The sequence below is a fragment of the Roseomonas sp. F4 genome (assembly GCF_053891155.1).
Genome location: NZ_JBSSHK010000007.1, coordinates 1 through 15,531, shown reverse-complemented (window position 1 = coordinate 15,531; position 15,531 = coordinate 1). Strand labels below are relative to the sequence as shown.

Sequence of the window (15,531 nt, the reverse complement as noted above, 5' to 3'; positions counted from 1 at the left end):
TCGCGGCAGGGTGCCCCCACCCTGGCCCTGCCGGTAGCGCGTGTTTAAGGTGTTCCGCCATGAGCCTGCCTCAAGGCGTATCCGCCCTCCCCCTCCAGGCGCTGCGCGCCTTCGACGCCGCCGCGCGCCACCTCAACATGGCCCGCGCGGCGGAGGAGCTGGGCGTGACCCAGGGCGCGATCAGCCGGCAGATCAAGTCGCTGGAAGGCCAGTTGGCCGAAACCCTGTTCAAGCGCGGCCCGCGCGGGCTGAAACTCACCGAAGCCGGGGACCTGCTGGCGGATTACGTGCGGCGGGGGCTGGAGCAGTTGGAGGCCGGGCTGTTCCGCATCGGCCAGCCGCGCAGCCGCACCACCCTGGTGGTCAATGCCGCCCGCACCTTCGCCATGCGGGTGCTGGCCCCGCGCATCGCCGATTTCGCCCGCGCCCATCCCTGGATCGCCCTGCGGCTGGAGACGCATCGCTATTTCGCGCAGCTGCACGGCGCCGATGTGGATGTGGCGATCCGTGCCGGGGACGGTGACTGGCCCGGCCATGTGGTGAAGCCTTTGACGAAGGAGGTGCTTTTTCCGGTCTGCGCCCCCGGCTACCTGCCGGAAAACCTGCCTCCGTCGGAGGCCCTGCCCCGCGCCACCCTGCTGCATTACGCCGAAAGGCCGCATTGGCGGGATTGGGCGATCGCCGCCGGTCTGGACCCGGCCTTGGCGACGGCCGGCCCCCGCTTCGACGAAACCGCCCTGACCCTGGCCGCGGCCGAGGCTGGACAGGGCATCGCGGTCGCCTGGCGCGTGCTGGTGGCGGATGCGCTGGCGGGGGGGCGCCTGGTGCGACCTTTCCAACAGGAACTGGATGACGGCACCGGCTATCACTTGGTGATGACCGAAATGGCCGCCCGTCGGTCCACCGTGCAGGCCTTTTGCGAATGGCTGAACGCCGCGATGGTGTCAGCCGGCCGCGTTTAGCCGCACGCGCAGCCCTGGCATCGGGCCGGCCTCCGCATCTTCCAGCGTCACCGCCAGCCCGTGCAATTCCGCCACCGCCGCCACCAGCGCCAGGCCGAGCCCGGCCCCCGGCGTGGCGCGCGCGTGGTCCAGACGATGGAAGCGGCGGAAGACCAGGGGCTTGTCGGCCGCTGGAATGCCCGGCCCGTCATCCGCCACGGTGATCTCCGGCCCCGGCCGCAGCGCCAGCGACACCCGGCCACCCTCCCGCCCATGGCGGATCGCGTTCTCCACAAGATTGGCCAGCATCTGCGTCAGCAATTCCCGATCCCCCCGAAAGGTCACGTCAGGCGCGAGATCGGTGGCCAGGGTCTGGCCACGCTCGGCGGCGGCGCTGCCGTAAAGCTCCGCCACCGTCTCCATCACCTGGCTGAGGTTCACCTCGGCGAAGGCGGCGCGGCGGGCGCCGCTTTCCACCTGGGCGATGCGCAGCAGGGCCGCGAAAATATCCAGGATGCGGTCGCATTCCGCCACCGCCTCCTCGGCCTCCGGCGTCGCCTCGGCCAGGGATTCAAGGCGGCCGCGCAGCCGGGTCAGGGGCGTACGCAGGTCATGGGCGATGTCGTCCGTCACCTGACGCAGCGCCGCCATGGTGCCTTGGAGGCGGTCCAGCGTCGCATTCACCCGCCGCGCCAGCCGGTCGAATTCATCGCCGCCGGGGCGGGCGACGAGGCGGGTGTCCAACCGCCCGGCCTCCACCTCCGCCAGGGCGCGTTCCATCTGCGCGGCGCGGCGCACCACGCTGCGCCCCACCACCAGCCCGCCGCCCAGTGCCAGCAGCAGCGCCGCGCCGCCGACCCAGCCGGCGCTGGCCAGCAACTGTGCCTCCAGCGCCTGCACCGGTCCGAGGTCGCGGCCGACCAGCAGGAAATGCCCGCCGCTGAGCGGCGTGCCGTAGGCAAGCAGCGCGCTTTCCGCCTGCGCCGCATCCAGCGCCATGGTCGCCCAGCCGGGCCGCAGCGGCGCCTCCGCCAGATTGCCGGCGATGCGCCCACCCTCCGACCCCGTCAGCAGAAAATACTGCGTGCCGCTGCGATCGGCGGCGATCCGCGCCTCGATCGACAGGGCGATGGAGGGCACGCCACCCAGCCGCCCGGCATTCAGCAGCACGCCGACATCGCGCTCGATCTCGGCCTGGATCTGCTGGGTCGCGAAGCGGGAGGCGGTGAAGAAGCCGATGCCGGCCAGCAGCGCGGTGCCCGCCAGGGTCAGCGCCAGATGCAGCAGGGTGATGCGGAAGCCGGTGGTCGCCCACCAGCGCGCCGGTGCCTCCTCACGCATCGGGGGCACGCGCCACATAGCCGCTGCCGCGCAGCGTGTGGATCAGGCTGGGCTCGCCCAGCTTGGCGCGCAGCCGGCTGATATGCGTCTCCACCACGCTGGTGCGCGGGTCGAAATGGATCTCCCAGACCTGTTCCAGCAGCATGTTCCGCGTCACCACCCGCCCGGCCTGGCGCAGCAGCACCTCCAGCAGGCGGAATTCGCGGGGTTGCAGGTCGATGCGCTGGCCGGCGCGGGTAACGCTGCGGCGCAGCAGGTCCATTTCCAGATCCGCCAGCCGCAGCACGCTGGGCTCTGCATGCAGGGCCGGGCGGCGGCCCAGCGCATGCACCCGCGCCAATAATTCGGAAAAGGCGAAAGGCTTGGCGAGATAGTCGTCGGCGCCGGAATCCAGGCCCTCCACCCGGTCGCCGAGGCCGGCACGGGCGGTCAGCATCAAGGCGGGGGTCGCCACCCCGGCGGCGCGCAGGGCGCGGATCAGGCCGAGGCCATCCAGCCCCGGCAGCATCCGGTCCACCACCAGCACGTCATAGCCGCCGCCGATTGCCTCCATGAGGCCGGCCTTGCCGTCCGCCACATGGTTCACCAGATGCCCGGCCCCGGTCAGGCCCCGCGCCACCTCCGCCGCCGTGCCGGCATCGTCCTCGACCAGCAGGATGCGCAAGCAGGACCTCCTCAACCTTACGAATTCGTAGACTGGCCGCGAAGCGGCGGTGAGGCGGGCGCCCCAGATGCCGCATTGGGCCATCCCGGATGGCATGCCGCTAGAGCGTGATGACTTGAGGTGGCCTCACCGAAAAGTCTGAATCACGCGGTTTGACTAGAGAGGACGCCACCACATGAGCAACTCCGCCGAGACCACCACCTCACGCAAGCCGGTGCGCAAGCTTTTCGCAGCCGGGCTGCTGGCGCTCGCTTTGGGTACCACCGCACTGACCACCCTGCCCTTCTCCGGCCAGGCGGAGACGGTGCCGGCCCAGCCAGGCGCGGCCATCACCTTGCCGCGCCAGGCCGGCCCCGCAGGTTTCGGTGACCTCGCCGCCCGCGTCGCCCCCGCCGTGGTGCGCGTGACCGTGACCGGGGAGGCGCCAGCCGCGGCCCAGGCCGAGGTGCCGCCGGAGCTGCGCGGTTCCCCGATGGAGCCCTTCTTCCGCCGTGGCGTGCCTCGCCCGGGTGCGCCTCAGGGCCGCGCCCGCACGGGTCAGGGCAGCGGCTTCGTGATCGATGCGGAGGGCTTCATCGTCACCAACAACCATGTGGTGGGCGATACCACGCAGGTGCGGGTGGAACTGGCCGATGGCCGCGAATTGCCGGCCCGCGTGGTCGGCCGCGACCAGCAGACCGACCTGGCGCTGCTGAAGGTGGAGGCCGGTGGGCCGCTGGCGACCCTGACCTGGGGTGACAGCGACACGCTGCGCGTGGGCGACTGGGTGGTGGCCATGGGCAATCCCTTCGGCCTCGGCGGGTCGGTGACCGCTGGCATCGTCTCCGCCCGCGGGCGGCAGATCGGCGCGGGGCCCTATGACGACTTCATCCAGACCGATGCCCCGATCAATCCGGGCAATTCCGGTGGCCCGCTGTTCAACGGCAATGGCGAGGTGGTCGGCATCAACACCGCCATCTACGCCCCCGGCGGCGGCGGCAATGTCGGCATCGGCTTCGCCGTGCCGGCGCGCATGGCGCGGCATGTGATCGAGGATCTGAAGCGCGATGGCAGCGTCTCCCGCGGTTGGCTCGGGGTGGCGATGCAGCCGATCAATGAGGAAATGGCCCAGGCGCTGCGCCTGCCCAATCCGCGTGGCGCCCTGGTGGCGAATGTCGAGCCGAACAGCCCCGCCGCCCGCGCCGGCCTTCGCCCCGGCGATGTGGTGATCGGGCTGGAAGGGCGGGACGTGGCAACCCCGCGCGACTTGGCCCTGGCGGTGGCCGAGATGGCACCCGACAGCCGCGCAACCCTGGCCGTGCTGCGGGATGGGCAGAGGGTGGAACAGGCGGTGACGCTGGGCCAGCGCGAGCCCCCGGCGCAGCAGCAGGCGGAGGCGCGGCCGGATGCGGCGGCGCGGCCCGGCACGCTGGGCCTGCGGCTTGCCCCGGCGCCGACCCAGCTGGCGCCCGGCACCCGCAAGGGTCAGCCGCAGGGCCAAGCCCAGGCTGAGCCGGCGGCAGGTGTGCAGGTGGCGGGTGTCGACCCCGGCAGCGTCGCCGAAAGCCGCGGCGTGCGGGCTGGCGACATTATCATCCGCGCCGGTGGCCGCGAGGTCCGCAACCCACGCGACGTGGCGGAGGCGGTGGCCACCGCCCGGCGCGAGGGGCGCCCGGCGATCGCGCTGCAATTGTCGCGGGAGGGTGGCGGCGCCTTCGTCGCCCTGCCGCTGGCCGGCGAGGGGTAACTCGCCGGCATCCTTACCACCTGGCTCGCGCGTGCCCCCCCCATGGCGCGGCCGGGTGGAAAGGCGCCGTCGGGTGGGCTGTCAGCCACCCGGCGGCGCGCTAACCTTCCCCCCGGAAACGATCCGGGGGAATTTGCGCGATGACGGCGACAGAACGGCGAAAGGCCTTCCGGGCGGTGCTGGAAGGCACAGGTTGTGTGCATCCGGCCAGTGTCTTCGACGCGATTTCCGGCCGCATCGCCGCCGATCTGGGCTTCGAGACCGCCATCCTCGGCGGCTCCGTCGCCTCGCTGGCCGTGCTCGGCGCACCGGACCATATCATCCTGACGCTAACGGAATTCGCCGACCTCATCCGCCGCATCACCCGCGCCGGCGCCCCGCCGCTGCTGGTCGACGCCGACCACGGCTATGGTAATGCGCTGTCCGTGATGCGGACGGTGGAGGAGCTGGAGACGGCCGGCGTCGCCGCCTTGACCATCGAGGACACGCTGCTGCCGCGCCCCTATGGCCCCGACAAGCCGGCGCTGCTGTCGCCGGAAGAGGGCCTCGGCAAGATCCGCGCGGCGTTGGCGGCGCGGATCGATCCTTCGCTGGTCATCATCGCCCGTACCTCCGCTTTGTCGATCACGGGGACGGAGGATGCGGTGGCGCGTGCCAAGGCCTATGCCGGGGCCGGGGCGGACGGCATTTTCGTCACCGGCCTGACCGAGCTCGCCCAGCTCGATGCCCTGCGGTCAGCGACCGGCCTGCCGATCCTGGTCGGCAGCGCCAAGGCCGGCATTGGCGGCGCCGCGACCCTGGCCGAACACGGCGCGCGGGTGGCGCTGCAAGGCCACGCCACCTTCCCGGCGGCGATGCAGGCGGTGCATGCGACGCTGAAGGCGCTGCGGGACGGGACGGCGCCGAAGGACCTGGCGGGGCTGCCGGACAAGACGGCAACGGCGCGCTGGCAGCGGGATGCCGGCTATGACGCCGCCATCAAGGATTTTCTGGGCGGCTGACGGCGCCCTCGACAGCCTGCGACTGGCGGAGGTTGCGGGTCAGGGTGGCGAGCCGCGCGCGAAGTTCCTCCAACTCCGCCCCGGGGGCCTGAAGCGCGCAGAAAAGCTGGGACTGCACCGCGATGGCCTCGGCTTCCAGCGCGCGGCCCCTTGGCGTCAGGACGATCCGCACCTGGCGCTCATCCTCGGCATCGCGGCGACGCTGCACCAGCCCCGCCGATTCCATGCGCTTCAACAGCGGCGTCAGCGTGCCGGAATCCAGATGCAGGCGCTGGCCGAGCGCCTTCACGGTGGGTGCCTCCACCTCCCACAGCACCAGCAGCACCAGATACTGCGGATAGGTCAGGCCCAACGGCTCCAGCAGCGGCTTGTAGGCGGCGGTGAAGGCGTGGTTCGCGGCGTAGACGGCGAAGCACAGATTTTGCTCCAGGCGGAGGCAGGCGGCGGGCTGGGTCATGGCGGCATTGTAGTGCGATTTCCCCATTGCGTTCCATTAAATTGTGCACTATTAAATAGCTCACCAACAACAGCGGGCGGCGCCCGCCGAAGGAGATCCCGATGTCCGTCGATGTGAAATACCGCACCGAAGCCACCGCCCAGGGCGGCCGCGATGGCCGCGCCCGCACCGCCGATGGGGCGCTGGACGTGAAGCTGACCACGCCGAAGGAACTGGGCGGCGCGGGCGGGGAGGGCAACAACCCCGAACAGCTCTTCGCCGCCGGCTACGCCGCCTGCTTCCTGGGCGCGCTGAAGTTCGTCGCAGGGCAGGAGAAGGTGCGGGTGCCGGACCAGGCGACCGTTACCGCCAAGGTCGGCATCGGCCCGCGCAGCGAAGGCGGCTTCGGCATCACCGCCGACCTCACCGTGACCCTGCCCGGCATCGCCCGCGACCAGGCGGAAGCGCTGGTCCACAAGGCGCACCAGGTGTGCCCCTATTCCAACGCAACGCGCGGCAATGTCGATGTCGGCCTGACCATCGCCTGACGGCGTGGCGCGGTCGGTCAGACGACCGACCGCGCCGTGTTCCGCAGACGGATCTCGACGCGCGTGCCGGGTGCCGGAATCTCCTCGTCGCGCAGATCCGCCCGCACCTCATGGCCCTGCGCGTCGCGCAGCAGCACCCGCACGAAGGGGCCGAGGAAGGTCGCGCGCAGCACGGTGAAGGCGCCGTCATCGCGCGGGTGCAGCGTCAACTGTTCAGGCCGCACCAGGCGTTCACCCTCCGGCGTCGGCAGGCGATTGGTGTCGCCCACGAAGCCGGCGACGAAGTCATTCGCGGGGCTGTGATACAGGTCGCGCCCGGTGCCGATCTGCGCGATGCGGCCACGATCCATTGCGCAGATGCGATCGCCCAGCGCCATCGCCTCCGCCTGGTCATGCGTGACATAGATCGCGGTGATGCCGAGCCCGCGCAGCAGTCCGTCGATCTCCAGGCGAAGCTGTTCGCGCAGCCGCGCATCCAGGGCCGAGAGCGGCTCATCCAAAAGCAGCACGCGCGGCCGCGGCGCGATGGCGCGGGCCAGCGCCACGCGCTGGCGCTGGCCTCCGGACAAGGCCTCGATCCGCCGCCCGCCAAGCTCTGTCAGACGCATCATCGCCAACATCTCATCCACGCGGCGGCGCGCCTCGGCGCGGGCCACGCCGCGCACGCGCAGGCCGTAGCCGATGTTGGTCGCCACATCCATGTTCGGGAACAGCGCATAGGACTGGAAGACCATGCCGACATGGCGCCGCTCGATCGGCAGGCGCGTGACGTCCTCGCCATCGAACATCACACGGCCACCGGCATCCGGGCTCTCCAGCCCCGCGATCAGCCGCAGCAGCGTGGTCTTGCCGCAGCCGGAGGGGCCGAGCAGCACCAGCGTCTCGCCGGCCGCGATGTCGAGGTTCAGCGGATGCAGCGCGACGGTGCCGCCGGGCCAGGTCTTGCCGCAGGCTTCGAGCCGGATGGCGACGCTCATCGCATGCTGCCCGGGCGGTCGGCGCGGTTCGCGGCCCATTGCATGGCGCTCAGCAACGGCACGATCAGCACGAAGAAGATCAGGGTATAGGCGGAGGCCATTTCGGTCCGCAGCGCGGTATAGGCATCGGCGAGGCCCACCGGCAGCGTGCGGGTGAAGGGCGTGTGCAGAAGCAGCGTCATGTTGAACTCGCCGAGCGACAGGGTGACGACCATCAGGCTGCCGGCCAGAATGCCGCCGCGGGCATTGGGCAGCACCACGCCCAGAAAGCGCTGCGGCCAATTGGCACCGCAGGCGCGTGCCGCCTCCTCCAGCCCCTTCAGATCCAGCGCCAGCAGCACGGCGAGGACGGAGCGCAGCATGAAGGGCAGGCAGAACACGACATGGCCCACCAGGATGAACAGCCAGGAAGCGCGGAGATCACCAACCGCGCCATAGGCCAGGATCAGCCCGAGCGCCGTGGCGAGGCCGGGCACCGCCACCGGCATCACCAGCGCCTCCTCCACCAGCCGCGCCGCGACGCCGGCATGGCGCGCCAGCACATAGGCGGCGGGAATGCCCAGCAGCAGTGTCAAGACCAGCGTCGCCAGCGCGATGCGCAGCGACAGCAGCACGGTGCCGCCGTAATTCGCCCAGACCTCCAGCAGCCAGCGCGTGGTGAAGCCGCTGGACAGGCCGACGAACTGATTGGTGGTGACGCCGGCGATGACGGAGGCCAGCACAGGCAGGATCAGGAAGGCCGAGATCAGCAGCGTGAAGCCGAGACCCGTCCAGAAGCCGATGCCCCTCCTCATGCCGCCGCGCCCCCGCTGGCGCCGCGTGCCAGCGCCAGCACCGCCCACGTGGCGATGCCAAGCAGGAAGGACAAAGCCGCCGCCACGGCGAGGTTCGCCTGCAAGGTGAATTCCGTATAGATCACCATCGGCAGCACATCGATGCGCGACGCCAGCGCGAAGGCCGTGCCGAAGGCGCCCGTCGCCGTCGCGAAGCAGATCGCCCCCGCCGCCGTCAGCGCCGGCGCCAGCCCCGGCAGCAGCACGTCGCGCAGCACGGCAAGTGGCGAAGCGCCGAGCGAACGCGCCGCCTCCTCCAACCGCGGGTCCAGCTTTTCCGCCGCCGCCATCACCGTCAGCAGCGTGCGGGGGATGGAGAAATACACATAGCCGAGCAGCAGCCCGGCCAGCGAATAGGCGAAGACAATGCGATCCCCGCCAAGCGCCAGCGAGATATTGGCCACCAGCCCCTGCCGCCCCGCCAGCATGATGACCAGGTAGCCCACAACCACGCCTGGGAAGGCCAGTGGCAGGGTCAGCAGCGCCAGCAGCGTGCCGCGCCCGGGAAAGCGCCGGCGCGCCAGGAACAGACCCACCGCCGTGGCGATGGCCAGCGTGATCACCGTGGTGCCCACCGCCACCAGCAGGGTGGAGGCGAGGCTGCGCAGATAGCGCGGCTCCGTCAGGATGGTGCTGTAGCCCCCGGCGCCGCCGGCCACGGCCAATTGGCCGAGCGGCACCAGGAAGAAGGCGAGGAAGACCACCAGCGCGGGCGCAAGCAGCAGCGCGGCGCGCAGGCGGTCCGGCATCAGCCGACCTCGCGCTGGTAACGCTCGGCCAGGCTGCGCACGGCGGCCGACAGGCGGCGGACATCCAGCGGCGTGGCGCGGGCATAGTCGGCCGCCGGCAGGAAGCGGGCCTGCGCGGCCTCCGTCATCAGTTCCGGGAAAACCGGGCGCAGATAGGCGCCGGCCCAATGGCGCTGGCCCTCATCGGACAGCACGAAATCCAGCATGCGCTTGCCGGATTCGGGGTTCGGCCCATTCGCCACCAGGCCCATGACATAGGGCAGCACCTGCGTGCCCTCCGCCGGGATGACGAAGCGCGTCGGCGCGCCATCGGCGTATTGCGCGCGATAGGCGTTGAAGTCGTAGTCGAGCAGGATCGGAATCTCGCCCGACAGCACGCGCGCATAGGCGGTCTGCTTCGGCACGATCGGCTGGTTGTCACGCAGGCGGCGGAAGAAGGTCATCGCCGGGTCGAAGTTCTCATAGGTGCCGCCCAGCGCCAGGTTCACGGCAACGACGCCTACCTGGCCAACCGCGGCCGAGGTCGGGTCCAGATAGCCGACCATGCCGCGATAGATCGGCTTCAGCAGGTCGGCCCAGCTTTCCGGCACCGGCCGGTTGCCCAGCGCCTGGGTGTTCACGAACAGGCCGAGCGTGCCGGAATGGATGGTGAACCAGTGGCCTTCCTCATCCTTCAGCCCGGCCGGGATGCGGTCGAAGCGTTCCGGCTCGTAGGGCGCCAGCACCCCGGCCTCCCGCGCCTGCGGGCCGACCTGACCGCCGAGATAGACCACATCGGCCACCGGGCGGGCGCGTTCGGCGATCATCGCCGCCAGCGACTGGCCGGAATTCTTGTTGTCCGGCGGCACGGTCACGCCGATGCGGCTTTGCAACAGGCGCAGCATGCCGCCCCAATCGGCCCATTCCGGCGGGCAGTTGTAGCAGGTGGCGCGCGCCGCCTGGGCGGCGGCGGAGCCCAAGGGAAGGCCAGCGGCGAGGCCGGCCAGCAGGATGTCGCGGCGGTTCATGGGCTTCTCTCCGGGTTCAGGACGCGGGTCGGGGATAGAGATGCGGAAACTTGCCAAGGTCGAGCAGCGCCAGGCCATCGATGGTGACAAGCCGGCTGTCATGCGTGCCGTCCGGATGCAGAAGATGCTCCACCACGCCGAGCAGCTTGCTGCCGATGCTGGGTTGGCTTTCCTCGCCGCCGACGACGAAAGAGACCGGCGGCGCCCAGATCTGGCGCAGCCCCTCCGGCGCATGGTCGCGCCACTGGTGGATATGGCCGGAGGCCACGAAGCGCGGCGGCGTGGCGCCGAAGGCGGCGACCAGCGCGCCACGCGCCGGCTGCAACACAGGCCAGTAATTCACGGCCGTGTCGTCCAGTCGCTGCTGGCAGAGCGGCTTGTGCAGGAAGAGGCCGATGGCGCGACCCTCGGCGCTGGCAACCGCCTCCGCCAGCGCAGTGGATTGCGCGGCTTCCTCCGGCAAGCCGCTGCCCATGGACTGCGTGTTGAGGCCGATCAGCCGCCAGGCGGGCAGATCCTCCACGAAGTGGTCGGCGCCCACCACATCGCGCCAGCGCGCCAGCCGCGTGGCATCGACGGGCTGCCGGCCCCCGAGCGCGGCGTAATCGCCGACGTCGTGATTCCCCGGGATCATCAGGCAGCGCGCGGGCAGGCTGGCGAGCTGTTCGGCGGCATGGCGCAGATCCGCCGCGTCATCGGCGCCATCGAGCGCGATGTCGCCAGTGCAGATGATGAGGTCCGGCGGATTGGCCGCAAGCCAGGCGCGGAGGGTGTCGAAATTCGCCTGGAACTCGGTATGGACGGGCGACAGATGGATGTCGCTGATCTGGATGACGCGGCGGGTCATATGCGTGGGGTCCTGTCAGCTGCGGCGCGGCAGCAGGCGGCGCACTTCACTCGCCATATCGGCCAGCGCGACTTCGGGGGTCGCCTTGCTTTCGATGACGCGGGCGATGTTGTTGTTCATGGCCTGGGTGATGCGGACGCCGTTGGAGCCGGGGAAGGCGAACCATGGCGCCTGGCGGGCCATCTGCGCCACCGCAGCCTGGAACAGCGGGTTCTCGCGATAGAAGGCGCCGAGCCAGCGCGGATCGTCGATGGCGATCTGGTTGCAGGGCACGTAGCCGCTGTTCATCACCATCAGCGCCTGACCTTCCGGGCCGGTGGCGAAGCGCAGGAATTTCCACGCCGCCTCACGCTTGGCCGGATCGCGCGCCGTCAGCATGCCGGCAGCGCCACCAGTGGCCAGCGTACCATTCGGCACGCCAGCGACGACGGGCAGCGGCAGCGTGCGGAAGTCGAAGCTCTGGCCGACGCTCTGGATGGTGTTCCGCACCACCGCCGTGGTCCAGTAAAAGGCGCCGAGGCGACCCGCCGCGAAGGCCTGGGAGGCGGTATTGGCGTTCAGCGCGGGCATCTGCGTCTCCCGCACATAGCGGTCATGCAGGCGCAGCGTCGCCAGGCCCTCGGCGCCGTCGAAGGCGATGTCGCTCTCGTCCGGCGTCATCATGCTGCCGCCATGGGCCAGCACCAGGGTCTGGAACATCCATTCGCTCCAGGCGAACCAGATGCCATCGGCGCCGCCGGCGCGCGCCTTCACCGCAGCCGCGAGGCGGATATGACCGTCCCAGTCGGTCGGAAGGTTGTCCGGATCGAAGCCGGCGCGGCGCGCCAGATCCGCGTTCAGAAAGGTGATGGCGGTGGAGGCCGCATAGGGCAGGCCGGCCTGGTAGTTGTTGAAGCGGCCGAGGCTGAGAAGCCCATCGGTGTAGCCCTGCGCCGCCGGCGCGCCGTCCCGCGTCACGAAGGGCATCAGGTCCTGCGCGATGCCGCGCTCCGCAAAAACGCGCAGCAGGTTCAGGCCCTGGAAGGACAGGTCCGGCAGCTGGTTCGTCGCCGCCTGGCGCAGCAGAAGCTGCGTGCCCTCCGGATAGCTGGGAGAGGTGACGTAGGTGATGCGGATATTCGGCTCGACGCGGGCGAAGGCCTCGGTGATCGCGTCGTAGGACGGCTTGAAGATGAAGGGCTGCGCATAATGCACGGTGATCTCCACCGGCTGCTGCGCGCGCGCGATGCTGGGCAGGGCAAGCGCGGCAGGCAGCGCCAAGGCGGCGCGGCGGGTCATGCGGATGGACATGGCGGTCTCCTGGTCAGTAGAGGCTTCAGCCCTTGAGGCCGGTGGTCGCGATGCCTTCCACGAAGCGCCGCTGCGCCAGCAGGAAAGCGAGGACAAGCGGCGCGGTCATGATCACGGAAGCCGCCATCAAGGCGCCGAAATCGTCGCCCGCCTCCTCCGACCGGAAGGTCAGCACGCCGAGCGCGGGCGTGGCCCGATCCGCGCCGCTCACCACGATCAGCGGCCAGAACAGGTCGTTCCAATGCGCGACGACGGAGAAGATGGCGAAGGCCGTGGCGGCGGGCATGGCATTGGGCAGGATTACCCGCCAGACGATGGACAGCTCACCCATGCCATCGATGCGCGCCGCGTGGATCAGCTCATCGGGCAGCGATTTGAAGAACTGCCGGAACAGGAAGATCGCGAAGACCGAGATGATGGAAGGCGTGATCAGCGCCGCATAGGTGTTCAGCATGCCGAGGGCGCTGAAGCCGACATACAGCGGCAGTGCCGGCACGTGATAGGGCACCAGCAGCCCGAGCATGACCGCGCCGAACAGCAAATCCCGCCCCGGGAAATGCAGCTTGGCGATGGCATAGCCCGCAGGCACGGCGAAGAGCAGTTGGAAGAACAGGATGCCCGCACAGACGACGACGCCGTTCCACAGATATTGCAGTACCGGCACCTGATTCAGCACGCGCGCATAGTTCCGCAGCGTGCCGCCACCCTCCGGCCACAGCTCCAGCGAGGCGCGGAAGATCTCGTCCAGCGGCTTCAGGGAGGCCGAAATCATCCAGATATAGGGCATCAGGAACAGCAGCCCGAGAGCCAGCAGGAAGGCCAGGCGCAGGGCCTCGGGCCAATGGCGCATGCGCGGCTCAGCCATAATGCACCCGCTTGTCCAGCACCTTGGTCTGCAACAGCATCAGCGCCAGCACGATAACCAGGAAGATCAGCGTGATTGCTGCGGAATAGCCGAGGCGGAAGAAGGTGAAGCCCTCGGTGTACATGGTGTAGAGCAGCACCTCCGAGGCGCGGTTCGGGCCACCCTGGGTCAGCACCGCGACGCTGTCGAAGGTGCGCACCGCGCGGATCATGGTGATGGTCACGACGAACAGCGTGGTCGGCCCCAGCAACGGCCAGGTCACCAGGCGAAAACGTTCCCAGGCCAATGGCACGCCATCCACCTCCGCCGCCTGGTACAGTTCGCGCGGGATGGCGGTGAGGCCGGCCAGGAAGAGCACGAGGTTGAAGCCGATCGCCTCCCAGACTCCGATGAAGGCGAGCGAGATCAGCACGGTATCCGAAGACGTCAGCCAGGCCGGACCGGCGATGCCGAGTTGTGCGAGGGCCGCGTTCAACGGGCCGATGGTCGGGTGCAGCAGGTACTGCCAGGCGGTCGCCATCGCGACGGGCAGCGAGACCACCGGCAGGAAGAACACCGCGCGGAACAGCGCACGCCCACGCGTCGCCGCCTCGATCAGCAAGGCCAGCACCAGCGCCCCGAGAATCGAGGCCGGCGCGACCAGGCCGACATAGACCAGCGTGTTGCGCAGCGAGATGCGGAAGCCCTGGTCGCCCAGCAATTCGAGAAAATTACCGAGGCCGATCCAGTTCAGCCCCGGCGCGCCGAGCTCATAATCCGTGAAGGCCAGCAGCACGGCGGCGAGCGTCGGCAGTAGCAACAGCAGCAGGTAGGACAGTGCCGCGGGCAGGCAGAGCATCCAGCCCACGAATCCTTCGCCATGGGCGCCGGACCGCGGGCGTGCCAGCGCCACCGCCTCAGACATGCGCGGCTTCCCGAATCCGCACGCCGCGGCGCTTGCCATCGGCGCCGAAAACCAACGCACCCGCCGCCGCGAAACCCACCCGAAAGACCCCTTCCGGAACCCTGGCACCCGGCGCCAGCCGCAGCGTGATCGGCGTGCCGAGGGTGGCATGGCGGGCGTGCAGCAGCGTGCTCTCGCCCAGGAATTCCATATGCTCGGCGATGGCCGGCAGCGCGCCATCGGCGGCGATCCGCACATCCTCCGGCCGCAGCGCCAGCGTGGCGGCACCCGGGGCGCCGGAGGCGCGCAGGCCCATGGGCGCGTCCGCCACCAGCACCCTGCCATCGGCCTGTATGTCCGCCGCCAGCGTGTTGATGCGCGGTGAGCCGATGAAAGTGGCGACGCGCAGATCCGCAGGATCGGTGTAGATGCGCGTCGGCGTATCCACTTGCAGGATCTCGCCGGCCTGCATGACGGCGACGCGATCCGCCATGGTCAGCGCTTCGGACTGATCATGCGTCACGTAGAGCGTGGTCGCGCCGACGCGGCGATGGATGTCCACAATCTCCCGCCGCGTCTGCACCCGCAGCGCGGCATCGAGATTGGACAGAGGCTCATCCATCAGGAAGGCCTTCGGGCTGCGGACAATGGCGCGCGCCAGCGCCACGCGCTGCCGCTGACCGCCCGAAAGCTGCGCCGGGCGACGATCCAGCATCTCTCGCAGGCCGAGCGCCTGCGCCGCCTGCGCCGCATCCATAGCGATGGCGGCCCGCCTGGCGCGCGAACCCGGCCAGAAGCGGCCCAGCAGTGGCATGCGCTGCATGGTGGACAGCCGCCGCATGGTCAGCGGCACCGCGATGTTCTGCGCCACCGTCAGATGCGGGTAGAGCGCATAGGATTGGAACACCATGGCCACGTCGCGATCCGCCGCGCGCAGCCCGCCCACATCGCGCCCACCAATGCTGATGCGGCCCACATCCTGACGCTCGATGCCGGCCACGATGCGCATCAGCGTCGTCTTGCCGCAGCCTGAGGGCCCGACCAGGGCGACGAATTCGCCCGGCGCCACGGAAAGCGACACGCCGCGCAGCGCCGCGAAATCGCCGAACTGCTTTCGCACGCCCTCAATGACGATACCCGCCATGCTGCCTCTTTATCCTCCGCATGCGCCGTTCGGAGGATGAATCGCCTCTGGGCAGATGCCCCCGCACAACGCGCCGGAGGGGTAGAGGCAAGCTATTTCAGTGGCATGGCGTTGGCGTGAAGCTTATGTGTCTGAGAGGCCAGGGCGATTTCCGATCCTGCGTCGCAGGATAAAGGGTTGGCGTTCCGGCCCTTCGGTGGCTTTGGCACGTTGAGACGCGCGAAAGCCGCCTGCGGAGCTGTGCTCCGAGGCGGCTTTTATGTTTGGTGGCGTGCGACT

The 15,531-nt window shown here is 69.8% G+C and carries 16 protein-coding genes; 4 read left to right on the top strand and 12 right to left on the bottom strand.

Annotation, left to right across the window (positions count from 1 at the left end):
* Positions 1-59: 59 nt before the first annotated feature.
* The gene (locus tag ACVFYP_RS25625) at positions 60-962 is read left to right on the top strand and encodes a LysR substrate-binding domain-containing protein (RefSeq protein ID WP_499203017.1); all 903 of its coding nucleotides are present in this window, start codon (positions 60-62) and stop codon (positions 960-962) included.
* Here the strand turns inward: ACVFYP_RS25625 and ACVFYP_RS25620 are convergent.
* Positions 945-2,282, bottom strand: a complete 1,338-nt coding sequence (locus ACVFYP_RS25620; protein WP_499203236.1) for a sensor histidine kinase — start codon at positions 2,280-2,282, stop codon at positions 945-947. The two genes, ACVFYP_RS25625 and ACVFYP_RS25620, sit on opposite strands and share 18 nt — an antisense overlap.
* Positions 2,275-2,946: a winged helix-turn-helix domain-containing protein gene (locus tag ACVFYP_RS25615; RefSeq protein WP_499203016.1), complete on the bottom strand. Its 672-nt coding sequence runs from the start codon at positions 2,944-2,946 to the stop codon at positions 2,275-2,277. Before ACVFYP_RS25615 ends, ACVFYP_RS25620 begins: the two co-directional genes overlap by 8 nt.
* Positions 2,947-3,121: 175 nt before the next feature.
* Here ACVFYP_RS25615 and ACVFYP_RS25610 point away from each other — a divergent pair, with 175 nt between their 5' ends.
* A complete protein-coding gene (locus ACVFYP_RS25610) occupies positions 3,122-4,672 on the top strand; it encodes a Do family serine endopeptidase (protein ID WP_499203015.1) in 1,551 nt (516 codons plus the stop codon).
* Between the two features lie 140 nt (positions 4,673-4,812).
* Positions 4,813-5,673 (top strand): isocitrate lyase/PEP mutase family protein, encoded by an 861-nt coding sequence (locus ACVFYP_RS25605; protein ID WP_499203014.1) that lies wholly within the window; start codon positions 4,813-4,815, stop codon positions 5,671-5,673.
* On the opposite strand, the gene ACVFYP_RS25600 is transcribed toward ACVFYP_RS25605, so the two are convergent.
* Positions 5,651-6,130 carry a MarR family winged helix-turn-helix transcriptional regulator gene (locus ACVFYP_RS25600; RefSeq protein WP_499203013.1) on the bottom strand — a complete coding sequence of 160 codons (480 nt, stop codon included), beginning with the start codon at positions 6,128-6,130 and terminating at the stop codon, positions 5,651-5,653. The genes ACVFYP_RS25605 and ACVFYP_RS25600 overlap by 23 nt on opposite strands.
* A 101-nt stretch (positions 6,131-6,231) precedes the next feature.
* On the opposite strand from ACVFYP_RS25600, the gene ACVFYP_RS25595 reads away from it, so the two are divergent.
* Positions 6,232-6,657, top strand: coding sequence for an organic hydroperoxide resistance protein (locus tag ACVFYP_RS25595; RefSeq protein ID WP_499203012.1), 426 nt, complete (start codon positions 6,232-6,234; stop codon positions 6,655-6,657).
* Between the two features lie 17 nt (positions 6,658-6,674).
* Here the strand turns inward: ACVFYP_RS25595 and ACVFYP_RS25590 are convergent, their stop codons facing one another.
* The 9 genes from ACVFYP_RS25590 to ACVFYP_RS25550 are packed head-to-tail and all read right to left on the bottom strand — an operon-like array spanning position 6,675 to position 15,252.
* Entirely contained in the window at positions 6,675-7,634 is a 960-nt protein-coding gene (locus ACVFYP_RS25590) for an ABC transporter ATP-binding protein (RefSeq protein ID WP_499203011.1), read from the bottom strand.
* Positions 7,631-8,428, bottom strand: a complete 798-nt coding sequence (locus ACVFYP_RS25585; RefSeq protein WP_499203010.1) for an ABC transporter permease — start codon at positions 8,426-8,428, stop codon at positions 7,631-7,633. The genes ACVFYP_RS25590 and ACVFYP_RS25585 overlap by 4 nt, the downstream gene beginning before the upstream one ends.
* Positions 8,425-9,216, bottom strand: a complete 792-nt coding sequence (locus ACVFYP_RS25580) for an ABC transporter permease (protein WP_499203009.1) — start codon at positions 9,214-9,216, stop codon at positions 8,425-8,427. Before ACVFYP_RS25580 ends, ACVFYP_RS25585 begins: the two co-directional genes overlap by 4 nt.
* On the bottom strand, positions 9,216-10,223 hold the full coding sequence (locus tag ACVFYP_RS25575; protein WP_499203008.1) for an extracellular solute-binding protein: 1,008 nt from the start codon (positions 10,221-10,223) through the stop codon (positions 9,216-9,218). The genes ACVFYP_RS25580 and ACVFYP_RS25575 overlap by 1 nt, the downstream gene beginning before the upstream one ends.
* Before the next feature lie 16 nt (positions 10,224-10,239).
* Positions 10,240-11,070, bottom strand: a complete 831-nt coding sequence (locus ACVFYP_RS25570) for a metallophosphoesterase family protein (protein WP_499203007.1) — start codon at positions 11,068-11,070, stop codon at positions 10,240-10,242.
* Between the two features lie 15 nt (positions 11,071-11,085).
* Complete coding sequence (locus tag ACVFYP_RS25565) at positions 11,086-12,360, bottom strand: ABC transporter substrate-binding protein (protein ID WP_499203006.1); 1,275 nt, start codon at positions 12,358-12,360, stop codon at positions 11,086-11,088.
* A 25-nt stretch (positions 12,361-12,385) separates the two neighbouring features.
* Positions 12,386-13,210, bottom strand: a complete 825-nt coding sequence (locus ACVFYP_RS25560) for a carbohydrate ABC transporter permease (RefSeq protein WP_499203005.1) — start codon at positions 13,208-13,210, stop codon at positions 12,386-12,388.
* Positions 13,211-13,217: 7 nt separating this feature from the next.
* Positions 13,218-14,129 (bottom strand): carbohydrate ABC transporter permease, encoded by a 912-nt coding sequence (locus tag ACVFYP_RS25555; RefSeq protein WP_499203004.1) that lies wholly within the window; start codon positions 14,127-14,129, stop codon positions 13,218-13,220.
* The gene (locus tag ACVFYP_RS25550; protein ID WP_499203003.1) at positions 14,122-15,252 is read right to left on the bottom strand and encodes an ABC transporter ATP-binding protein; all 1,131 of its coding nucleotides are present in this window, start codon (positions 15,250-15,252) and stop codon (positions 14,122-14,124) included. Before ACVFYP_RS25550 ends, ACVFYP_RS25555 begins: the two co-directional genes overlap by 8 nt.
* Positions 15,253-15,531 lie beyond the last annotated feature (279 nt).

Coding starts and splice junctions, on each gene's coding strand:
- ACVFYP_RS25575 (WP_499203008.1), bottom strand. CDS start 10,223: ATGAACCGCCGCGACATCCTGCTGGCCGGCCTCGCCGCTGGCCTTCCC.
- ACVFYP_RS25570 (WP_499203007.1), bottom strand. CDS start 11,070: ATGACCCGCCGCGTCATCCAGATCAGCGACATCCATCTGTCGCCCGTC.
- ACVFYP_RS25580 (WP_499203009.1), bottom strand. CDS start 9,216: ATGCCGGACCGCCTGCGCGCCGCGCTGCTGCTTGCGCCCGCGCTGGTG.
- ACVFYP_RS25555 (WP_499203004.1), bottom strand. CDS start 14,129: ATGTCTGAGGCGGTGGCGCTGGCACGCCCGCGGTCCGGCGCCCATGGC.
- ACVFYP_RS25565 (WP_499203006.1), bottom strand. CDS start 12,360: ATGTCCATCCGCATGACCCGCCGCGCCGCCTTGGCGCTGCCTGCCGCG.
- ACVFYP_RS25550 (WP_499203003.1), bottom strand. CDS start 15,252: ATGGCGGGTATCGTCATTGAGGGCGTGCGAAAGCAGTTCGGCGATTTC.
- ACVFYP_RS25605 (WP_499203014.1), top strand. CDS start 4,813: ATGACGGCGACAGAACGGCGAAAGGCCTTCCGGGCGGTGCTGGAAGGC.
- ACVFYP_RS25600 (WP_499203013.1), bottom strand. CDS start 6,130: ATGACCCAGCCCGCCGCCTGCCTCCGCCTGGAGCAAAATCTGTGCTTC.
- ACVFYP_RS25620 (WP_499203236.1), bottom strand. CDS start 2,282: ATGCGTGAGGAGGCACCGGCGCGCTGGTGGGCGACCACCGGCTTCCGC.
- ACVFYP_RS25560 (WP_499203005.1), bottom strand. CDS start 13,210: ATGCGCCATTGGCCCGAGGCCCTGCGCCTGGCCTTCCTGCTGGCTCTC.
- ACVFYP_RS25590 (WP_499203011.1), bottom strand. CDS start 7,634: ATGAGCGTCGCCATCCGGCTCGAAGCCTGCGGCAAGACCTGGCCCGGC.
- ACVFYP_RS25625 (WP_499203017.1), top strand. CDS start 60: ATGAGCCTGCCTCAAGGCGTATCCGCCCTCCCCCTCCAGGCGCTGCGC.
- ACVFYP_RS25595 (WP_499203012.1), top strand. CDS start 6,232: ATGTCCGTCGATGTGAAATACCGCACCGAAGCCACCGCCCAGGGCGGC.
- ACVFYP_RS25610 (WP_499203015.1), top strand. CDS start 3,122: ATGAGCAACTCCGCCGAGACCACCACCTCACGCAAGCCGGTGCGCAAG.
- ACVFYP_RS25585 (WP_499203010.1), bottom strand. CDS start 8,428: ATGAGGAGGGGCATCGGCTTCTGGACGGGTCTCGGCTTCACGCTGCTG.